Genomic DNA, 15,257 nt, shown 5'->3' with positions numbered 1-15,257 from the left:
TAAATTCTCCCGAAAATCCTCAAATCACGACAGATATAGATAAAATTGTCGGGCTTTCTCATCAGGAAATGCACAAATTAACAACCTATTCATCACTTGGTACTGTTAGAAGTAAAGCCAGCAAAGGTAAATCTATTACTACTCAGGATGGCTCTACCTACCGCTATAATAAAGACTCAAAGGTGTTAAAATGGGTAAAAGATTAACAAATATTCATACTTTTGATAATCAAGCTTATGCGAACTAGACAGCAGAAACAACTAATTACTTACAAAAGTATTTCAATTTACAACCAAAACTATCAAGTACCCGTAATGAAAAATAACGGGGTAAAAATAGTTCAAAAAAAAATCCAAGAACGTCAAACCTTATTTAAAGAGGGTGTGCGATATCATCATCATCTTGGTGGACTAATTAAGCGAAAATCAGAAATTAGCCAGGGAGAAATTCTTGAGGAAATCCAATTATTTATTAATGACTATACACATATTATTGATTTTTTAGAAAATTACAAGAATAGTTATCATGATTTTTTATTAATCCTTACGGAAGATTTGAAAAAATTATTCAAACAAAAATATTTAGAAATAAAAAAAATAGAAGATGAAAGAAGTAATTTAGAACTTAAAAATCATCATAATCCGGCAATACTAGATGAACTAAGATGGGAGAAAAAAGAAAATTTTAAAGCAGTGTTACTCTTGAGTAATGCTTACTTTTTAATGTTGGAAAAAATCAGTTTAATCAGCGTAGGAATTACAAGAATTGCCGAAGATACACAAAATCAAAAAGAAATAGTCAAAAAAATAGTTAAAGACTTAGAAGTCTATCAAGAAATTTACGAATATCAAAGAAAAGCCCAGAAAATTCGTCAAGAAATAGCCAACATTGCCCATACTGCCATCAATCTCGAAACCTCTTTACAAGCATACTTTAGACCCTTTCAATCATTAATAGAAGAAGTCGTCAAAATAGATGAATATTTTTACGCAATTGTCGGAGATATTAAAAATTTAGGAGATAACGTTTTAAAGTATCAGTCAAATTTAGATCACATTGAAGTCAAGGAGGGTATTTCTGATACTTTTCTTGATTTTATGGTAACAAGTTATGAAAGAAAAGCTAGATTAAAAGATGCTTTTATTCAATCTCAATTATTAGATTGGCAAATCCATAATTTTGATTTGAACGAAAATAGTGTCTTTTTGGATCAAGGTATTGATTTAATATCAAACTATATATCTGAGCAATTCACCGACCAAGAAAACTTGCTCAATATAGCAGACATAAATTTTACTACTGTCGTTCCGCTATCTGCTGATAAAGAAACAAGATTGATGGGATTGGTGAATAATAATGTTACTTTGACAAAAGAATTTTTCAGCAATCAAGATATTGATTATACTCAATTACGGGATCTTCTAGCGCAGCATAGGTGGCAAGAAGCTGATATTGAAACCGCTAAATTAATGCTAACAGTCATGAAAAAGAATTATTGGAATGAAGTTTATCAGCAAGATATTGATAATTTTCCTTGTCAAGATATTCATAATATCGATCAACTGTGGGAACAATATAGTTATGGTTATTTTGGCTTTAGTATTCAACAAACTATTTGGAGCGAAATGGGTGGTCAAGTAGACTATGAAACAGAAAAGAAACTTGGCGATCGCCTTGGTTGGCGAAAAGAGGGAAACTGGTTAGAATATGAAGCACTAACTTTCAAATTGTCCCCGATGACACCGATGGGACACTTACCAGTCAAATGGTTACACTATGATCAACACAGTGCTGAATTAACCTCACAATCATCTACAGAAAACCTTTCCATGGCAGCTTGGCGGGTAAAATCTTGGTTAGTTCGGCAAATGCACTTATTCTTTTCTCGTGTAAAAAGCTGTCAGGACCTATGTGCGAATAACAAATTTGTTAATCGCAGAAAAAATTAGAACTAGATTTAATTTGAGGACAGTTAGGGTGCGGAAGGTGGGCTTAATCTATCTAGGTTTTCGGTTTATTCAGCAAGCCCTAATTATCGCATCTTGTCAAGTCTTGACATGAAGAATAATGGAAAAAGTAAAAATCTCCATCACAAATCAACATCCTGTAAATCCTAATTCTGACAATCCAAACAATTACTATATATGCGCGGACAGATTTCTACTCCTAACATAAGTGTAAACCAAAATTTTCGTCTTGTCAAGTCTTGAAGTAAATTAAATTGTCCATACCTGGGAGAGAAAAGAATTTAGAAAGGGCAAATATCGGATAGGATTCTGGGATATCCTTAGATAGAAAGGATATTGGCGAAATTAAAGTAGAATGAAGCTGGCAGCAAGAGTAAGTCAGGTAACACCCTCCATCACCTTAGCCATTGCAGCGAAAGCTAAGGCCATGAAAGCCGAGGGGATAGATGTTTGTAGTTTTAGCGCAGGTGAACCGGATTTTGACACGCCAGCGCATATCAAAGCCGCAGCCGCAAAGGCTTTGGATGAAGGTAAAACCAAGTATGGACCCGCCGCTGGTGAACCAAAATTACGGGAAGCGATCGCCCACAAGCTAAAAAATGATAATGGTCTTAATTATAAGGCAGAGAATGTCCTTGTCACCAATGGCGGTAAGCATTCCCTGTATAATTTGATTGTGGCACTGATTGACCCAGGTGATGAGGTAATTATTCCCTCACCCTACTGGTTAAGTTATCCCGAAATGGTAACTTTAGTTGGTGGTAAGTCGGTGATTGTGGAAACAGATGCTTCCACTGGCTACAAAATCACACCAGAACAGCTAAAAAAAGCTATTACCCCAAAAACCAAGTTATTTGTTCTTAACTCCCCTTCTAACCCCACAGGGATGGTATACACGCCAGGGGAAATTAAAGCCTTGGCGCAGGTAATAGTTGATGCAGATATCTATGTTGTATCTGACGAGATTTACGAGAAGATTCTCTATGATGGTGCAGAACATATCAGCATTGGTTCTTTAGGTGAGGAAATTTTTTCTCGCACCTTAATTAGTAACGGTTTCGCTAAAGGTTACTCAATGACCGGTTGGCGCTTGGGTTATTTAGCTGGACCTGTGGAAATTATCAAAGCCGCTAGTACCATTCAGGGACATAGTACATCAAATGTGTGTACTTTTGCTCAATATGGAGCGATCGCCGCGTTAGAAAGTTCCCAAGACTGTGTAGAGGAAATGCGTCAAGCTTTCGCTAAACGTCGTCAGGTAATGTTTGAAAGACTCAAAGCTATTCCGGGTTTGAGTACCGCTAAACCAGACGGTGCATTTTACCTTTTCCCTGATATCAGCAAAACCGGCTTGAAATCCCTGGAATTTTGTGATGCTTTATTAGCAGAACATCAAGTTGCACTTATTCCCGGTGTCGCTTTCGGCGCTGATAAAAATATTCGTCTTTCCTACGCTACGGATATGACGACAATTGAAAAGGGAATGGATAGACTAGAGAAATTCGTGCGTTCTCAGATTTAGAAATTACAACAAACCCATTTCCTTTAAACCCTGATGAAGTCTTTGTGCTTCTTCAGGGTTGTTTAATTCATGGAGAGAAATGGCATATTCAAAAGCTTCTAAACTACCTTGAACATCGCCAATTTTCAACAGTACAACCCCTAAATTTTGATAAGCTTCTGCATAATCAGGATTCAAATTAATGGCGTTATTATAGGCATCAATAGCTTCAGCAAATAATCCCATGGCTTTACATACCATCCCTAAATTATAATAACCAGTTACAAAATTAGGATCAATTTTTATGGCTGTTTCATAAGCAATTTTTGCTTCTGAAAAATTCCCCATATTTTTAAATAAATTTCCTAAATTATTATATCCTCCTAATTTTAAAAGCGGATAAATAGGCAATTTTACCGCAGCTTGATAATGAGAAATGGCTGAGGGCAAATTTTTTAAATTTGTATAAGCAATTCCTAAATGGTAATGCAATTCATACAAAATATCATAATTTATATCTTCATCAAAAGCAACTTCAACTTTTTGTGACTGCGAATATTTGAATTTACTTAATGGTTTTTTATCTTGATTAACCTGATTACCAATAATTTGATTTAATCCATGATTCAATAACTCCATACCTTCATTAATCTTCCCCATTTGCATATACAAAGCCCCCAACTTACTACAAACATAAGCATCATCAGGATGATTTGCCAAAAACTCTGCCATTGCGGCTGCGGCTTTAGCAGATTTATTCTGCTCATTAATCACAGCTTTTTGATAACCAGTATGGAGAATTGCTACCCCTGGTAAATAACCGATTTCCCAATTTGCTTCTTTGGCTAAAATTGCCATAACACTATCATCAATTAAAGCATGATAAGGGCGATCAAAATAGATATCTGGATGATGACGAAATAATCGAGAAACCAGAGAATAAGGTGATTGTGTTGAACCAACTTCTTGACGCACCAGATTAATAACTAAATATTCTTCTTTATTAATAGCCACTTCCAAAAAAGGAATAATTTCTGGTGTTAAAGTTTCATCAGCATCTAAAACTAAAATCCAGTCACCTGTGACATATTTTAAAGCCTCATTTCTTGCATCACTAAAATTATTATTCCATGTAAAATAATGAACTTTAGCCCCAAATTGTGCCGCTATTTGGGGAGTTTTATCAGTTGAACCCGTATCCAGAACTACAATTTCATCAACAAAATTTTTAACACTTCCTAAGCACTTTGGCAAGGTAGTTTCTTCATTTTTAACAATCATGCACAAGCTAATTTTCATCTGGTAACACTATGGTATTTACAACGTTGATTAATAATACAGAATGAATCAGGAGTCAAGACAACTGAGTAAAAAATTTCTTCCCTCTGTGTCCTCTGTGCCTCTGTGGTTCGTATCTCTTAAAAAATATATTTAAACAGGATGGAAATAATCATAAATATCTTGCGCTAATCGTAAACCAATTCCGGGAACTTCTGTTAATTGTGTAGTTGTAGCTTGACGAATATAATCAAGAGAGCGAAAATGCGCTAATAACAACTTTTGCCGATTTTGTCCTAAACCGGGAATTTCATCTAAATGCGATCGCTTGAGTTTATCACTTCTTTGTTGACGATGAAAACTGACAGCAAATCTATGGGCTTCATCTCGTAATCTTCGTAATAACTGGACTCCTGGCTGTTCTGAGTCTGTTTCTAAAGGTTTTGATGAGTGGGGTAAAAAGATTTCTTCTCGTTTTTTGGCTAAACTGACAACCCGCAAATCTGCGAATAGATTCATTTCCTGTAAAATACCCACAACAGCAGATAATTGACCTTTACCACCATCAATCATCATTAAATCAGGCCAGTCAGCATTACCCAACCTTGCTAATTTGGGATCTTCAATATATTTACGAAACCGTCTATTAATAACTTCCGCTAAACTGGCAAAATCATCGGAATGACCAATTTTAATATCAGGATTTTTAATTTTATAATGTCGGTAATGTTGTTTAGCTGGTAAACCATCAATAAAAACTACTTGCGAACCTACCGCATGAGTTCCTTGAATATGAGAAATATCATAACCTTCAATGCGTTTGGGTAAATCTGGTAAGTCGAGAATAGCAGCTAAATCTTGGGTTGCTTGCAGATTACTATCTCCCAATTTTTGCATTCTCTGTAATTCATATTGGGCATTTTTTTCCACCATTTCTATTAATTCTGCTTTACTTTGTCGCAAAGGGTTGGAAATTGTGACTTTTCTGCCTTTGCGTTCTGTCAAAATATCAGATAAGATCTCACTATCTGGTAAATCATGTTGTACTAAAATTTCGCTAGGAATTTCCACACTTTCCGCTGTTTGATAATGTTCCTCTAAAACTCGTTGTAAAATTGCTCCCGGTTCAGCGTGAGATTCAGCAACAAAAGCCAAACGGCCAACTAATTGACCAGCGCGAATTTGGAATAATTGAATATAGGCGTGTTGGTCATCGGCAGCTAAAGCGATCGCATCTCGTGATACAGTATCATCAGGTAAGGAGACTTTTTGGGCGGCATTGAGGGATTTTAAAGCTACAATTTGATCACGAATTTTTGCGGCATTTTCAAAATTTAATTCTTCGGCAGCAGTTTCCATTTGTGCTGTTAAAATATCAATTAGTTCCTGAGTCCTTCCTTGAAAAACCATTGCTACTTTTTGGACAATTTTTGCATATTCAACTGTGGAAACTAATTTTTGACAAACTCCAGGACAACGACCAATATCATAATTTAAACAGGGACGATCTTTAAATAAAGGTTGTGGTCTTTGTCGTAAAGGGAAAATCTTTTTACACAAATGGACAATTTCTCGTAATAAGCCGGAATCTGTATAGGGACCGTAATATTTATCTTTGGCTTTTCCTAATTGACGTTTGCGGGTAATGAAAATGCGCGGATATTCCTCTGACCAAGTAATGCAGAGATAAGGATACTTTTTATCATCTTTGAGTAAAACGTTAAAATAGGGCTGATGCTGCTTAATTAAATTGGCTTCTAGGGCTAATGCTTCAGCTTCTGTATCAGTGACAATAAATTCAATTTCTGTCACTAACTTGACCATCGTGTTAATGCGTTCAGTCTTGTTAGTGGAGTCCCGGAAATAAGAACGGACACGAGAACGCAATTTACGAGATTTACCTATATATATTAAGCGATCGCTGCCATCCCGCAACAAATAGACCCCCGGTTCTGGGGGAATTTCTCCCAGCCGATTTTCTAACCGTTCTGGGTTTTTATACAGTGGTAATATTTGTTCAGATCTAGTCACGGATGTATTTTACATAACTTTATAGTTTACCCATATTGATTTTAAACCATAAATTAAAAATACCCAGATCCCCGACTTCTTTTTTATTTTTGCAATAAATTATGAATTGATCCAGGAATTCGGGGATATTGATTAGTATTAAGTACGTTGGCGTTGAAAATTGTCGTTATAGCAAGGCAATAGGCAAGAGGCAAGAGGCAAGAGTAAAGAAGTTTTCAGCGATTTTACGTTTCTTTACACAGTTTGGTTTTATTGTGTTCACCTACTTATCAAAAGTTAATTTAATGATTGGTTCTTACTTTCGATAGAATCTCTGGTGGCTTTATATGCTTCAATAAAAGTCCGGAATGATTCTTGAGAAATATTTTCTAAGACTAAATCACTAACTACCTGCTCAAGAATTGTATCTAACTTTTGTTGAACTATTGTACTTTGATTTTGTTGTCCATATCGTAATAGTTTTACCACGATTTTTATATATTTAGCTGCATTTTCTCTTTGGATTTTTTCAATTGCTTGTTGAGCGATTTGTTTATCCCTTTCTATGGCTTCTTTAGTATTTTTATAAGCCTCGTTAAATGTCCGAAAAGACTCTTGGGAAATTCTTTCATCAATCAAAGATTTTGCAGCTTCATCAAAGGTTTTGTCAAGTTTTCTTTGTCTATCTCCAATCTGATATTGTCCTGCTTTCATTAAACTAATGGCTGATTTAATATATTCATCAGCTTCATCTTTTTTACTCTTCTCAATCCATAATTTGAGTTGACGAATCCATTGAAATGCTAATAAAAAAATTGTCAATAATAACCCGATATAATCTGCGTATTCCTGAATAAAAGATGGTTTATCTTTGTCATAAAAAGCCGCAGCCCCAGGATGTAAGAAAATATCAACACCACTATTTTCTTTAGGAGGACTAATACTAGAAATCAAAGGTTTAACTTCAGCATTATCTATTTCATTAGCTATTTCTTGACGATTTTCATAAATTGTCTGAATTAATTTTCTGATAATATTGGCATCTACTTGATCATTTGTTAATAGCAATCTTGATATTGCTACTGTAGGTAAATTAGTATTAGGAACAGGATAATTGCCTCTATATGCACCTTGAGGAATTATCGCAGATTCAAAAGCAGGTTGCTTGATTTTCATTGCTTCTGCTTGAGGAATTGATATTAATTTTCCCTGATGCTTATTAACAAGATCAGCAATAGATTTATTACCTATAGCCCGAACACGAAATACAGCATCAGCTTTATTTTCCTGAAAATCTTTATCTGCAAGGTCATCATTATAGGCAGGAATAGGTTTACCATTACTATCTAAACCTGTAATCTTAAAGTCTTTTTCACTCAAATCAAAATGCTTTGCTACTGTTAGAAAAGACTGATATTGTCCACCGGTAGCAGCTAAAGCAATAGTCTTGCCTTTAAGTTGTGTAAATTGATTGATTTGAGGATTTTTTACAACCAACTGAAAAGTATCTTTATACAATAAAGTTACTGTTCTTATATTCGCTTTTAACTGAGAACTTACATTACCAATTTCCTCAGCAGCAACATCTACTTGAGCCATTGCTAACTGAGCTTTTCCTGTTGATAACATTTCTATATTTTGAGTTGTTCCTCTAGTTTCTTCTACTTGAATTTGGATATTAGTTCTGCGTTCAATTACCTTTTTAATAGCTTCACTGATAATATAACTTTCTCCTGTTTTATCTCCAGCCGCTAGAGTCAGGTGAGGTGGTGTGAGATAATTAACAATATTCCCAACAATGATCACAACCGTACCAAAACTAGCAAACCCAAGTCCTAAAAAAATTAGCCTAGAGAAAGGATCTAGAACTAAAAAAAATTGCAAAAAGTTGGTTTGATGATTGTTTTTAGCTGTTGACATATATGCAAAATAGTGTATTTACCAAGGATTAGATACATACTTTTATACAATAACAGAGATTGATATTCCAGATTTTATAGTATTTTTTTCACTATCCAGTGGTAAGACTGCTGAAAATAATCTTTTTACCACTAATTGCTGACCGCTGATAGCTGCTATATCATAATCGTAGACAAGTAAATACACTCCATAGGAAGATGCAGAGAAATAAAAGTAGATTTACATTAATCCTGGTGTGTCGAATAACTGCTTTTTATGAGGGTTTAGTATAAAGCTAAACCTTTTTTTATTGAGGTATTGCGGCAGGAATAGGAGTCAGAAGAAAGAATGATATAGAAATTAAAAAAGTGCTTGATTTTTTAATTGATACACATACCATAGATAGATGAATTTCAGGATTAATTCCGGTAAATTAACCAACTATGGTAAACACTTGGTATATATGGGCTTGGTAAATCGCCAAGCCTTTTTTATGAAATTTAAGGTTTAGCCCTAATTCATAATTAATTCCATTAAACCATCAGCCATGTCAAAATTAGCTGTCACATTTTGAACATCATCTAACCCTTCTAGTGTATCAATTAATTTAAGAAGAGATTTAGCCTGATCTACATCTGTAACTTCTACCTGATTACCAGGAAGCCAACGTAATTCTATATCTGTGACTTTAAAACCTTTTGTTTGTAATGTTTGGCTAAGTTTCTCTAAATTCCCTATGGCTGTAAATACTTCAACTGTTTCCTCGGCAATGATTTCATAAGACTGGGCATTTCCTTCTAAGGAAGCTTCTAAAAGCTGTTCTTCATCAATTACACCCTCAACTACACAAACTCCTTTTTGGGAAAACATCCAACTTACACAACCTGTTTCTCCCAAGTTTCCGCCATTTTTACTAAAAGAGACGCGCAAATCCGCCGCAGTCCGATTCCGGTTATCTGTGAGGGCTTCAATTAAAATCGCAACACCCCCTGGACCATAACCTTCATAGCGAATTTCTTCGAGGATGTTGTTATCACTGAAAGTACCTGCACCTTTAGCTACTGCCCTATCAATATTATCATTAGGAATGCCCGCAGCTTTGGCTTTATCAATGGCTGTGCGGAGTTGAAAATTACCTGCTGGATCTGGTATACCGTTTCTTGACGCAACAATTATTGCCCGTGATAGTTGGGTAAATATACTTCCCCTTCTGGCATCTACTACGGCTTTCTGACGTTTAATATTTGCCCATTTACTATGTCCTGCCATAATTAAAAAAAATATTTATTCTCTATTCAAACATAAAATATCTAGGAATTATACATTATCTTTGAAAAATTCTCAGTAGTGTATGGTAAACATTGCCCATCCTACCTGTAGTTTTTACTTAGATGTGCTGAAATTGGCTTAACAACCAAGCACAAACTTGACTATGATCCATTTGTCGAGTTTTTCTTAATGCTTCATTTAGTAGAGAAATTTGTAACCCTGGTAATACTTGAGATTCACTAATTCTTTTACTGCCACCATTTTCAATCATAAAAGGGATAACCTGGACATTCTGCACATCGAGTACCCAATATTCGGCTACACCTAAATCTTCATACATCAGGCGTTTTTCCCCTTTATCATCAGCTAGGGAACTACTCGCAACTTCAATTACTAAATCTGGTATGGGATAAATATCTAAATTAACAATGGAAGTTCCATAGGGAATAGCATTTGCTTTTTCAGCAATGTAATAAGAAACATCTGGTTGGACTTCTTGAAATCCTATTTTTCTGTATGTACAATTATCTTTGCTATTAAACTTAATTCCCTTCATAGTCGCAAATAGATTAACAGCAAAAATAATAATACTATGGTCGCTGGCATGATCATTTCCGATTGGTGGCATTTCTATCCTCATTTTTCCATTGTGATAATAGCCTTTGGCTTTTTGATGGGCATAATTTTCAGTAACTTGAATATATTCATCCCAAGTTGCTGTTATCCAAGTGTTAGTTAGTAATTGGGTTGACACTTCAGTGATTATCATCTTTTGGTACTCCTGAATATTTCACTGTTCTTGCTATTTATAACCTAGAGGCAGACAAAGCTGCACCAATTAATCCAACTTGTTGATTAAGAATTATATGCACGGGTATTTCTTCCAGTAAAGAACCCATTCTCCCTTTTTGGGTAAAATTCGTGAGGAAACTACCATTTTGCATTAAAGGGAGGATTTTGGGAGCGATACCACCAGCAATGTATAATCCGCCATAGGGGAGGAGTTTGAGGGCTAGATTGCCGGCTTCGGCACCGTAGGCTTCTACAAATAATTGCATGGTTTGTTCGGAAAGGCGATCGCTTTTTTCCAGCGCCGCACTCCCAATAAATGCCCCAGGATCAATGGTTTTTTCGGCTTTTCCGGCTTCTTGTTCCCAAGTTCTGACTGCTTGGGCAATTTCTGGTGATTCGGTGGCTATTTTCCTATCTCGTAAAAATTGGTAAATGGAGGTAATTCCTAACCCGGAAACCACTCTTTCTACAGAAACTCGTTGAATATTATGTTTATCTACCAGATATTTCAACAGTTGAAATTCTAACTCATTCCGGGGGGCAAAATCTGCGTGTCCACCCTCGGAAGGAAAGACTTGATATTGATGATCCTGTTTAATCAAAAATCCCTGGCCTAATCCAGTTCCTGCACCGATTACAGCCATTGGTGCTGCTGGTTGATATTTACCAACTTGTAAAGTTAGTAAATCCTGTTTTGTTAACCCAAAAATGCCATAACCAACAGCCGCAAAGTCATTAATTAGGGAAATTGACAAAATACCCAATTCTTGAGTTAACCGATTTGTATCGAGAAACCAGGCTAAATTGGTCAACTTGGCGGTGTTTTCCACTACTGGTCCAGCGATCGCAAAACAAGCCTTTTCTGGTGTGCTAGAATTAGCTGTACTCAAAAACTTTTGCACTATAGGAACTAAATCAGGAAAATCTCCACTGCGGAAACTTTCCTCATACAGAGTTTTTAACTCTAGTGTTTCCGAAAGTTCCACCAAACGCAAAATAGTTTTTGTTCCGCCTATGTCTCCGGCCAGTAGCAATGTCATAAAATTTATCAGTTAGTAAGTTACTTTTGCCCAGTTGTAGCGATATGCACTTGAATGAGATACAGAATCTACAGTAAAAGCCATAAGTTAAAAGTCTCTTAACTCCTGACTCGGTGACTCGGTGACTCCTGCTATAGCGTCAGTGGCGATTTAGAGAAAATCCCCATTAAATATTTACACAAATCGCACCAATTCTTCAATTTTTGTCAAATGGGATGTATCTCCCTTTAGTTCTAGCAACCATTCTGAATCTTGACGGACAACTTTTACCAAAGAACATAGAGAAGCTTTGACTTCATTTTTGGCTATGTCACCCACAAATCCCATTGCTGCACCCAAGACAGACGCGCCATGTGCCACCAATAGGATATCATGGGGGAAGAATTCAGTAGACAGACATCTGGCAGTTTGCGCCGAACGTTCCCGCACTTTTTCATGAGTTTCGGGGTATTTTGCGGCTATACGTGATGTGTAGCTAGTATCAATTCTGGGAAATAATTTGACTAAAGCTGAAGTTGAGAGTTTTTCGGGTTCTTCAGTCATCCATGCGGGATTAAGCCATTCACTCAAACCTATTTCTAGTTTAATCTGTAAATCCAAAACTTCAGCGATCGCATTTGCCGTTTGGATAGTTCGCAAAAATGGAGAAGCAAAAATATGGGTGATTCTTTCCCCTTTGAGTCGTTTTGCTAACTGCTGCGCCTGAATCATACCATCATCGGACAAAGGTGGATCATACCGTCTTTCGGCGGTCAGAAACCAATCGGGATATACGAAATCAAGGCGGTTAGCGTGTCTTGCTATCCAAACTATTTGACTCATGGAGAAATACAAGTGTTAATTTTTGTTATGCGATTATAATACGATAGTTTGCAAACCTTTGACTAATCTTTCTATACCTGCTTTAGCTGTATCTGCTGGTAACGCACCATAAGCAACCCGCAAATAACAGCCATCTTCCATCCCAAAGGTTGTTCCCGGAATTACCGCTATTTTATATTCTTGAATCAGTTTTTTCACTAATTCCAAATCATTCATTTTTGTATGCACTTTTATAAAAAAGTAAAATGCACCATTAGCGGGTGTAATTGTACATAAATTTTCCAGAGATTGCAATGCGTTAATTACTATTTCTCGAACTTTAGCAATTGTCCCAATATGATCTTTTAAATAATCATCTTTTGCTTGTAAAGCCCCCAAAGCTGCATATTGAGAAACCACAGGTGGACAAATTAAAATAGTATCTTGAACTTTTTTCACAGCAATTAATAAATGTTGAGGAATTACCATATAACCAATTCGCCAACTAGCAAAACCATAAGCTTTCGACAAACTAAAAAGAGAAATTGTATATTGATTACTGCCCGTAAATGCCCCCGGAGAAATATGTTTTACATGATCATAAGTAAAATATTCATAAGCTTCATCACTAATATGATAAATTCCCCTTTCTCGACAAATTTCATTAACTTGTTTTAATGCTGTTTCTGAATAAATAACACCCGTCGGATTATTTGGAGAAATCGTCACTACTGCACGGGTTTTATCTGTAATTGCAGCGGCTATGGCTTCAGGAATTAATTGATAATTTGCATCTGTCGCCACTAATACCGGATGACAACCTGCCATTTTAATCGCCATTTCATGATTAAAATAGTAGGGAGTATTTAAAATAATTTCATCACCAGGAGAAGTAATTGCTAAAATAGCATTTATAAACCCCATATTGCTACCTGCTGTCACCACAATAGCATTTTCTTCATTGATATCAATATCATTAAATATTGATAACTTTGCCGTTAAAGCTGTTAATAATTCAGGAATCCCGACAACAGCTTGATAAAGATGATTTTTAGGTTCAGCAAGAAATTTTGGTAATAGTTCCATTGCTGTATCTGGTGGTTGATAGTGAACCACACCTTGTCCTAGAGAAATTGTTCCTGGAGAGTTTTTTATTAATTCTCCCACCACCGGAATAATTGGCAATTGAATCGTTTCCATTCGTGATATTTTATAATTCATAACTCGGGAAAATGTATGTTTAGTATGTACAGTAATAAAGAATTAACCGCAGATAGAAGATGATGGACGCAGATAAACGCAGATAATTTTGTACATGGATAGACTAGGAAATGATGTACAAATTTGAAAAACTTACTTTAAGGGAGGTTGAAGTCATGCTAGGAATTTCACTAGAAAGAAGTCGCGCTTACAGAGAAATTAAACAAGAAGGAATAGAACAAGCTACTTTCAATCTAGTTATTCGACAGTTAACAAAACGGTTTGGAGAATTATCGGCAGAAATACGCGGTTCTATTTCGGCTTTACCTTTACCTGTCATGGAAAATTTGAGTGAGGCATTGTTAGATTTTACCAAATAGCTAAAGTTTACTAAAGTAAACTAAACAAGTTCAAAAACTTTCTAGTTCTTTTAGTCATCTTCAGATGACTTCTGCTATGAGACTGGGAATTCATTCCTAGTCGGGTTATGGGTTTTACGTTAAGTTGACACCATTAAGCAATGCTAAACCCCTACGTAAATCTTAATTACTTCGCTGTACATCTATTGATAGTTTTTAGGAATACCAACTTGTGATAAACCAGCAATTACTTTCAAGTTTTGACAACGAATTAATTCACTAAAATTTAAACCAGAACGCCCTTCTATTGTTCCTACTGCTTCAATAGCTGTTAACAAATGTTGGGCGGCTTCAGTTTCTGAATAACCTCGTCTTTGGGCGATTCTAATAGCGACTGTATCAGCAGTTAATTCTGACTCCTGGGATTTATTCGTGCGCCAAATCCGGATAGCCGCTACAGCACTTAATCCCCCGGCTATTACCACACCTACCACATCCCCCTGGACTGCCTCCAGTATTCCGCCTACAAGCCCTGCTAACACCACACCTTGATAAATATTAGGTTGTAACCATTTCACCCCTATTAACCAGCTTACCCTCTGTAATAGGAGTAAATCTCGTTGGGGTTTTGTCAACCGTCTCCATAAGTCGAAATTAATATATATTGGTCTTGCTTGACTCAATGGCAGGGGAAAAGCCGCATCTATTACCTGTTTTTGTTCTGGTTTACTGACGATTTTAGTCATCATTCGCCCAGAAGCGGGCATGACATCCAACAACCGACGAATTTCAATATTTGGTTCCATAACATCCATTGTTAGTCATAATTATGTATATTCAATGACTACTAAGATTACACTCTATTCCAGTTTATATTTATATGGACGCTTTTGATCCCAATCCGCCAGAATGGACTAATCAAGCCGTACACGCCTATCAATTCCATTGTCCCAAATGCCATGCTGGTAGTCGAGAAGCCGTTAATGTGTGGTTAAATAGAAGGTCTCCTGTCAGTACCCCAGAACGTCGTCGGAAGTGGCAAGAATTTTACCATTGTCATTGCGGTTATGTCTGGTGGGCTTGGAGTAATGATAGACCACCGACGGATTTATCTAAGGAAAATCAAAATAATTAACTGCTT

Annotated in this window: 13 protein-coding genes and 1 pseudogene; 5 read left to right on the top strand and 9 right to left on the bottom strand. The window is 36.2% G+C overall.

Going from position 1 to position 15,257, the window contains the following annotated elements; translation table 11 throughout:
* From FJR06_RS05975 to FJR06_RS05965, 3 genes are all read left to right on the top strand, one after another.
* Positions 1 to 206: hypothetical protein (locus tag FJR06_RS05975; RefSeq protein WP_168651040.1), on the top strand; the 206-nt coding region annotated here is incomplete at its 5' end.
* 108 nt (positions 207 to 314) lie between these two features.
* Entirely contained in the window at positions 315 to 1,949 is a 1,635-nt protein-coding gene (locus FJR06_RS05970) for a GUN4 domain-containing protein (protein WP_254434391.1), read from the top strand.
* Positions 1,950 to 2,322: 373 nt separating this feature from the next.
* Positions 2,323 to 3,489: a pyridoxal phosphate-dependent aminotransferase gene (locus FJR06_RS05965; RefSeq protein ID WP_015078983.1), complete on the top strand. Its 1,167-nt coding sequence runs from the start codon at positions 2,323 to 2,325 to the stop codon at positions 3,487 to 3,489.
* 3 nt (positions 3,490 to 3,492) lie between these two features.
* Here the strand turns inward: FJR06_RS05965 and FJR06_RS05960 are convergent, their stop codons facing one another.
* The 8 genes from FJR06_RS05960 to FJR06_RS05925 form a co-directional block, all read right to left on the bottom strand.
* On the bottom strand, positions 3,493 to 4,767 hold the full coding sequence (locus FJR06_RS05960) for a tetratricopeptide repeat protein (RefSeq protein ID WP_168651039.1): 1,275 nt from the start codon (positions 4,765 to 4,767) through the stop codon (positions 3,493 to 3,495).
* A 132-nt stretch (positions 4,768 to 4,899) separates the two neighbouring features.
* A complete protein-coding gene (gene uvrC, locus FJR06_RS05955; RefSeq protein WP_015078985.1) occupies positions 4,900 to 6,777 on the bottom strand; it encodes an excinuclease ABC subunit UvrC in 1,878 nt (625 codons plus the stop codon).
* Between the two features lie 276 nt (positions 6,778 to 7,053).
* A complete protein-coding gene (locus FJR06_RS05950; RefSeq protein ID WP_168651038.1) occupies positions 7,054 to 8,676 on the bottom strand; it encodes a TAXI family TRAP transporter solute-binding subunit in 1,623 nt (540 codons plus the stop codon).
* A gap of 492 nt (positions 8,677 to 9,168) precedes the next feature.
* On the bottom strand, positions 9,169 to 9,924 hold the full coding sequence (locus FJR06_RS05945) for a YebC/PmpR family DNA-binding transcriptional regulator (RefSeq protein ID WP_168651037.1): 756 nt from the start codon (positions 9,922 to 9,924) through the stop codon (positions 9,169 to 9,171).
* Between the two features lie 118 nt (positions 9,925 to 10,042).
* A complete protein-coding gene (locus FJR06_RS05940) occupies positions 10,043 to 10,693 on the bottom strand; it encodes a Uma2 family endonuclease (RefSeq protein ID WP_168651036.1) in 651 nt (216 codons plus the stop codon).
* Between the two features lie 37 nt (positions 10,694 to 10,730).
* Complete coding sequence (locus tag FJR06_RS05935; RefSeq protein WP_015078988.1) at positions 10,731 to 11,756, bottom strand: glucokinase; 1,026 nt, start codon at positions 11,754 to 11,756, stop codon at positions 10,731 to 10,733.
* A gap of 174 nt (positions 11,757 to 11,930) precedes the next feature.
* Entirely contained in the window at positions 11,931 to 12,578 is a 648-nt protein-coding gene (locus FJR06_RS05930) for a histidine phosphatase family protein (protein WP_015078989.1), read from the bottom strand.
* Positions 12,579 to 12,611: 33 nt separating this feature from the next.
* A complete protein-coding gene (locus FJR06_RS05925; protein ID WP_015078990.1) occupies positions 12,612 to 13,778 on the bottom strand; it encodes a pyridoxal phosphate-dependent aminotransferase in 1,167 nt (388 codons plus the stop codon).
* Between the two features lie 110 nt (positions 13,779 to 13,888).
* On the opposite strand from FJR06_RS05925, the pseudogene FJR06_RS05920 reads away from it, so the two are divergent.
* Positions 13,889 to 14,137, top strand: a pseudogene (locus FJR06_RS05920) (DUF4351 domain-containing protein); the annotation flags it as partial.
* A 182-nt stretch (positions 14,138 to 14,319) separates the two neighbouring features.
* Here FJR06_RS05920 and FJR06_RS05915 read toward each other — a convergent pair.
* Complete coding sequence (locus FJR06_RS05915) at positions 14,320 to 14,922, bottom strand: DUF3318 domain-containing protein (protein WP_015078991.1); 603 nt, start codon at positions 14,920 to 14,922, stop codon at positions 14,320 to 14,322.
* Positions 14,923 to 14,996: 74 nt separating this feature from the next.
* Here FJR06_RS05915 and FJR06_RS05910 point away from each other — a divergent pair, with 74 nt between their 5' ends.
* Complete coding sequence (locus FJR06_RS05910; RefSeq protein WP_015078992.1) at positions 14,997 to 15,251, top strand: hypothetical protein; 255 nt, start codon at positions 14,997 to 14,999, stop codon at positions 15,249 to 15,251.
* Positions 15,252 to 15,257: the final 6 nt, after the last annotated feature.

The sequence above is a fragment of the Dolichospermum sp. UHCC 0352 genome (genome assembly GCF_009711925.1).
GTDB lineage: Bacteria > Cyanobacteriota > Cyanobacteriia > Cyanobacteriales > Nostocaceae > Dolichospermum > Dolichospermum lemmermannii.
This window is presented reverse-complemented; position numbering and strand designations above follow the sequence as displayed.

Coding starts and splice junctions, on each gene's coding strand:
- FJR06_RS05970 (WP_254434391.1), top strand. CDS start 315: ATGAAAAATAACGGGGTAAAAATAGTTCAAAAAAAAATCCAAGAACGT.
- FJR06_RS05965 (WP_015078983.1), top strand. CDS start 2,323: ATGAAGCTGGCAGCAAGAGTAAGTCAGGTAACACCCTCCATCACCTTA.
- FJR06_RS05960 (WP_168651039.1), bottom strand. CDS start 4,767: ATGAAAATTAGCTTGTGCATGATTGTTAAAAATGAAGAAACTACCTTG.
- FJR06_RS05950 (WP_168651038.1), bottom strand. CDS start 8,676: ATGTCAACAGCTAAAAACAATCATCAAACCAACTTTTTGCAATTTTTT.
- FJR06_RS05945 (WP_168651037.1), bottom strand. CDS start 9,924: ATGGCAGGACATAGTAAATGGGCAAATATTAAACGTCAGAAAGCCGTA.
- FJR06_RS05940 (WP_168651036.1), bottom strand. CDS start 10,693: ATGATAATCACTGAAGTGTCAACCCAATTACTAACTAACACTTGGATA.
- FJR06_RS05935 (WP_015078988.1), bottom strand. CDS start 11,756: ATGACATTGCTACTGGCCGGAGACATAGGCGGAACAAAAACTATTTTG.
- FJR06_RS05930 (WP_015078989.1), bottom strand. CDS start 12,578: ATGAGTCAAATAGTTTGGATAGCAAGACACGCTAACCGCCTTGATTTC.
- FJR06_RS05925 (WP_015078990.1), bottom strand. CDS start 13,778: ATGAATTATAAAATATCACGAATGGAAACGATTCAATTGCCAATTATT.
- FJR06_RS05915 (WP_015078991.1), bottom strand. CDS start 14,922: ATGGAACCAAATATTGAAATTCGTCGGTTGTTGGATGTCATGCCCGCT.
- FJR06_RS05910 (WP_015078992.1), top strand. CDS start 14,997: ATGGACGCTTTTGATCCCAATCCGCCAGAATGGACTAATCAAGCCGTA.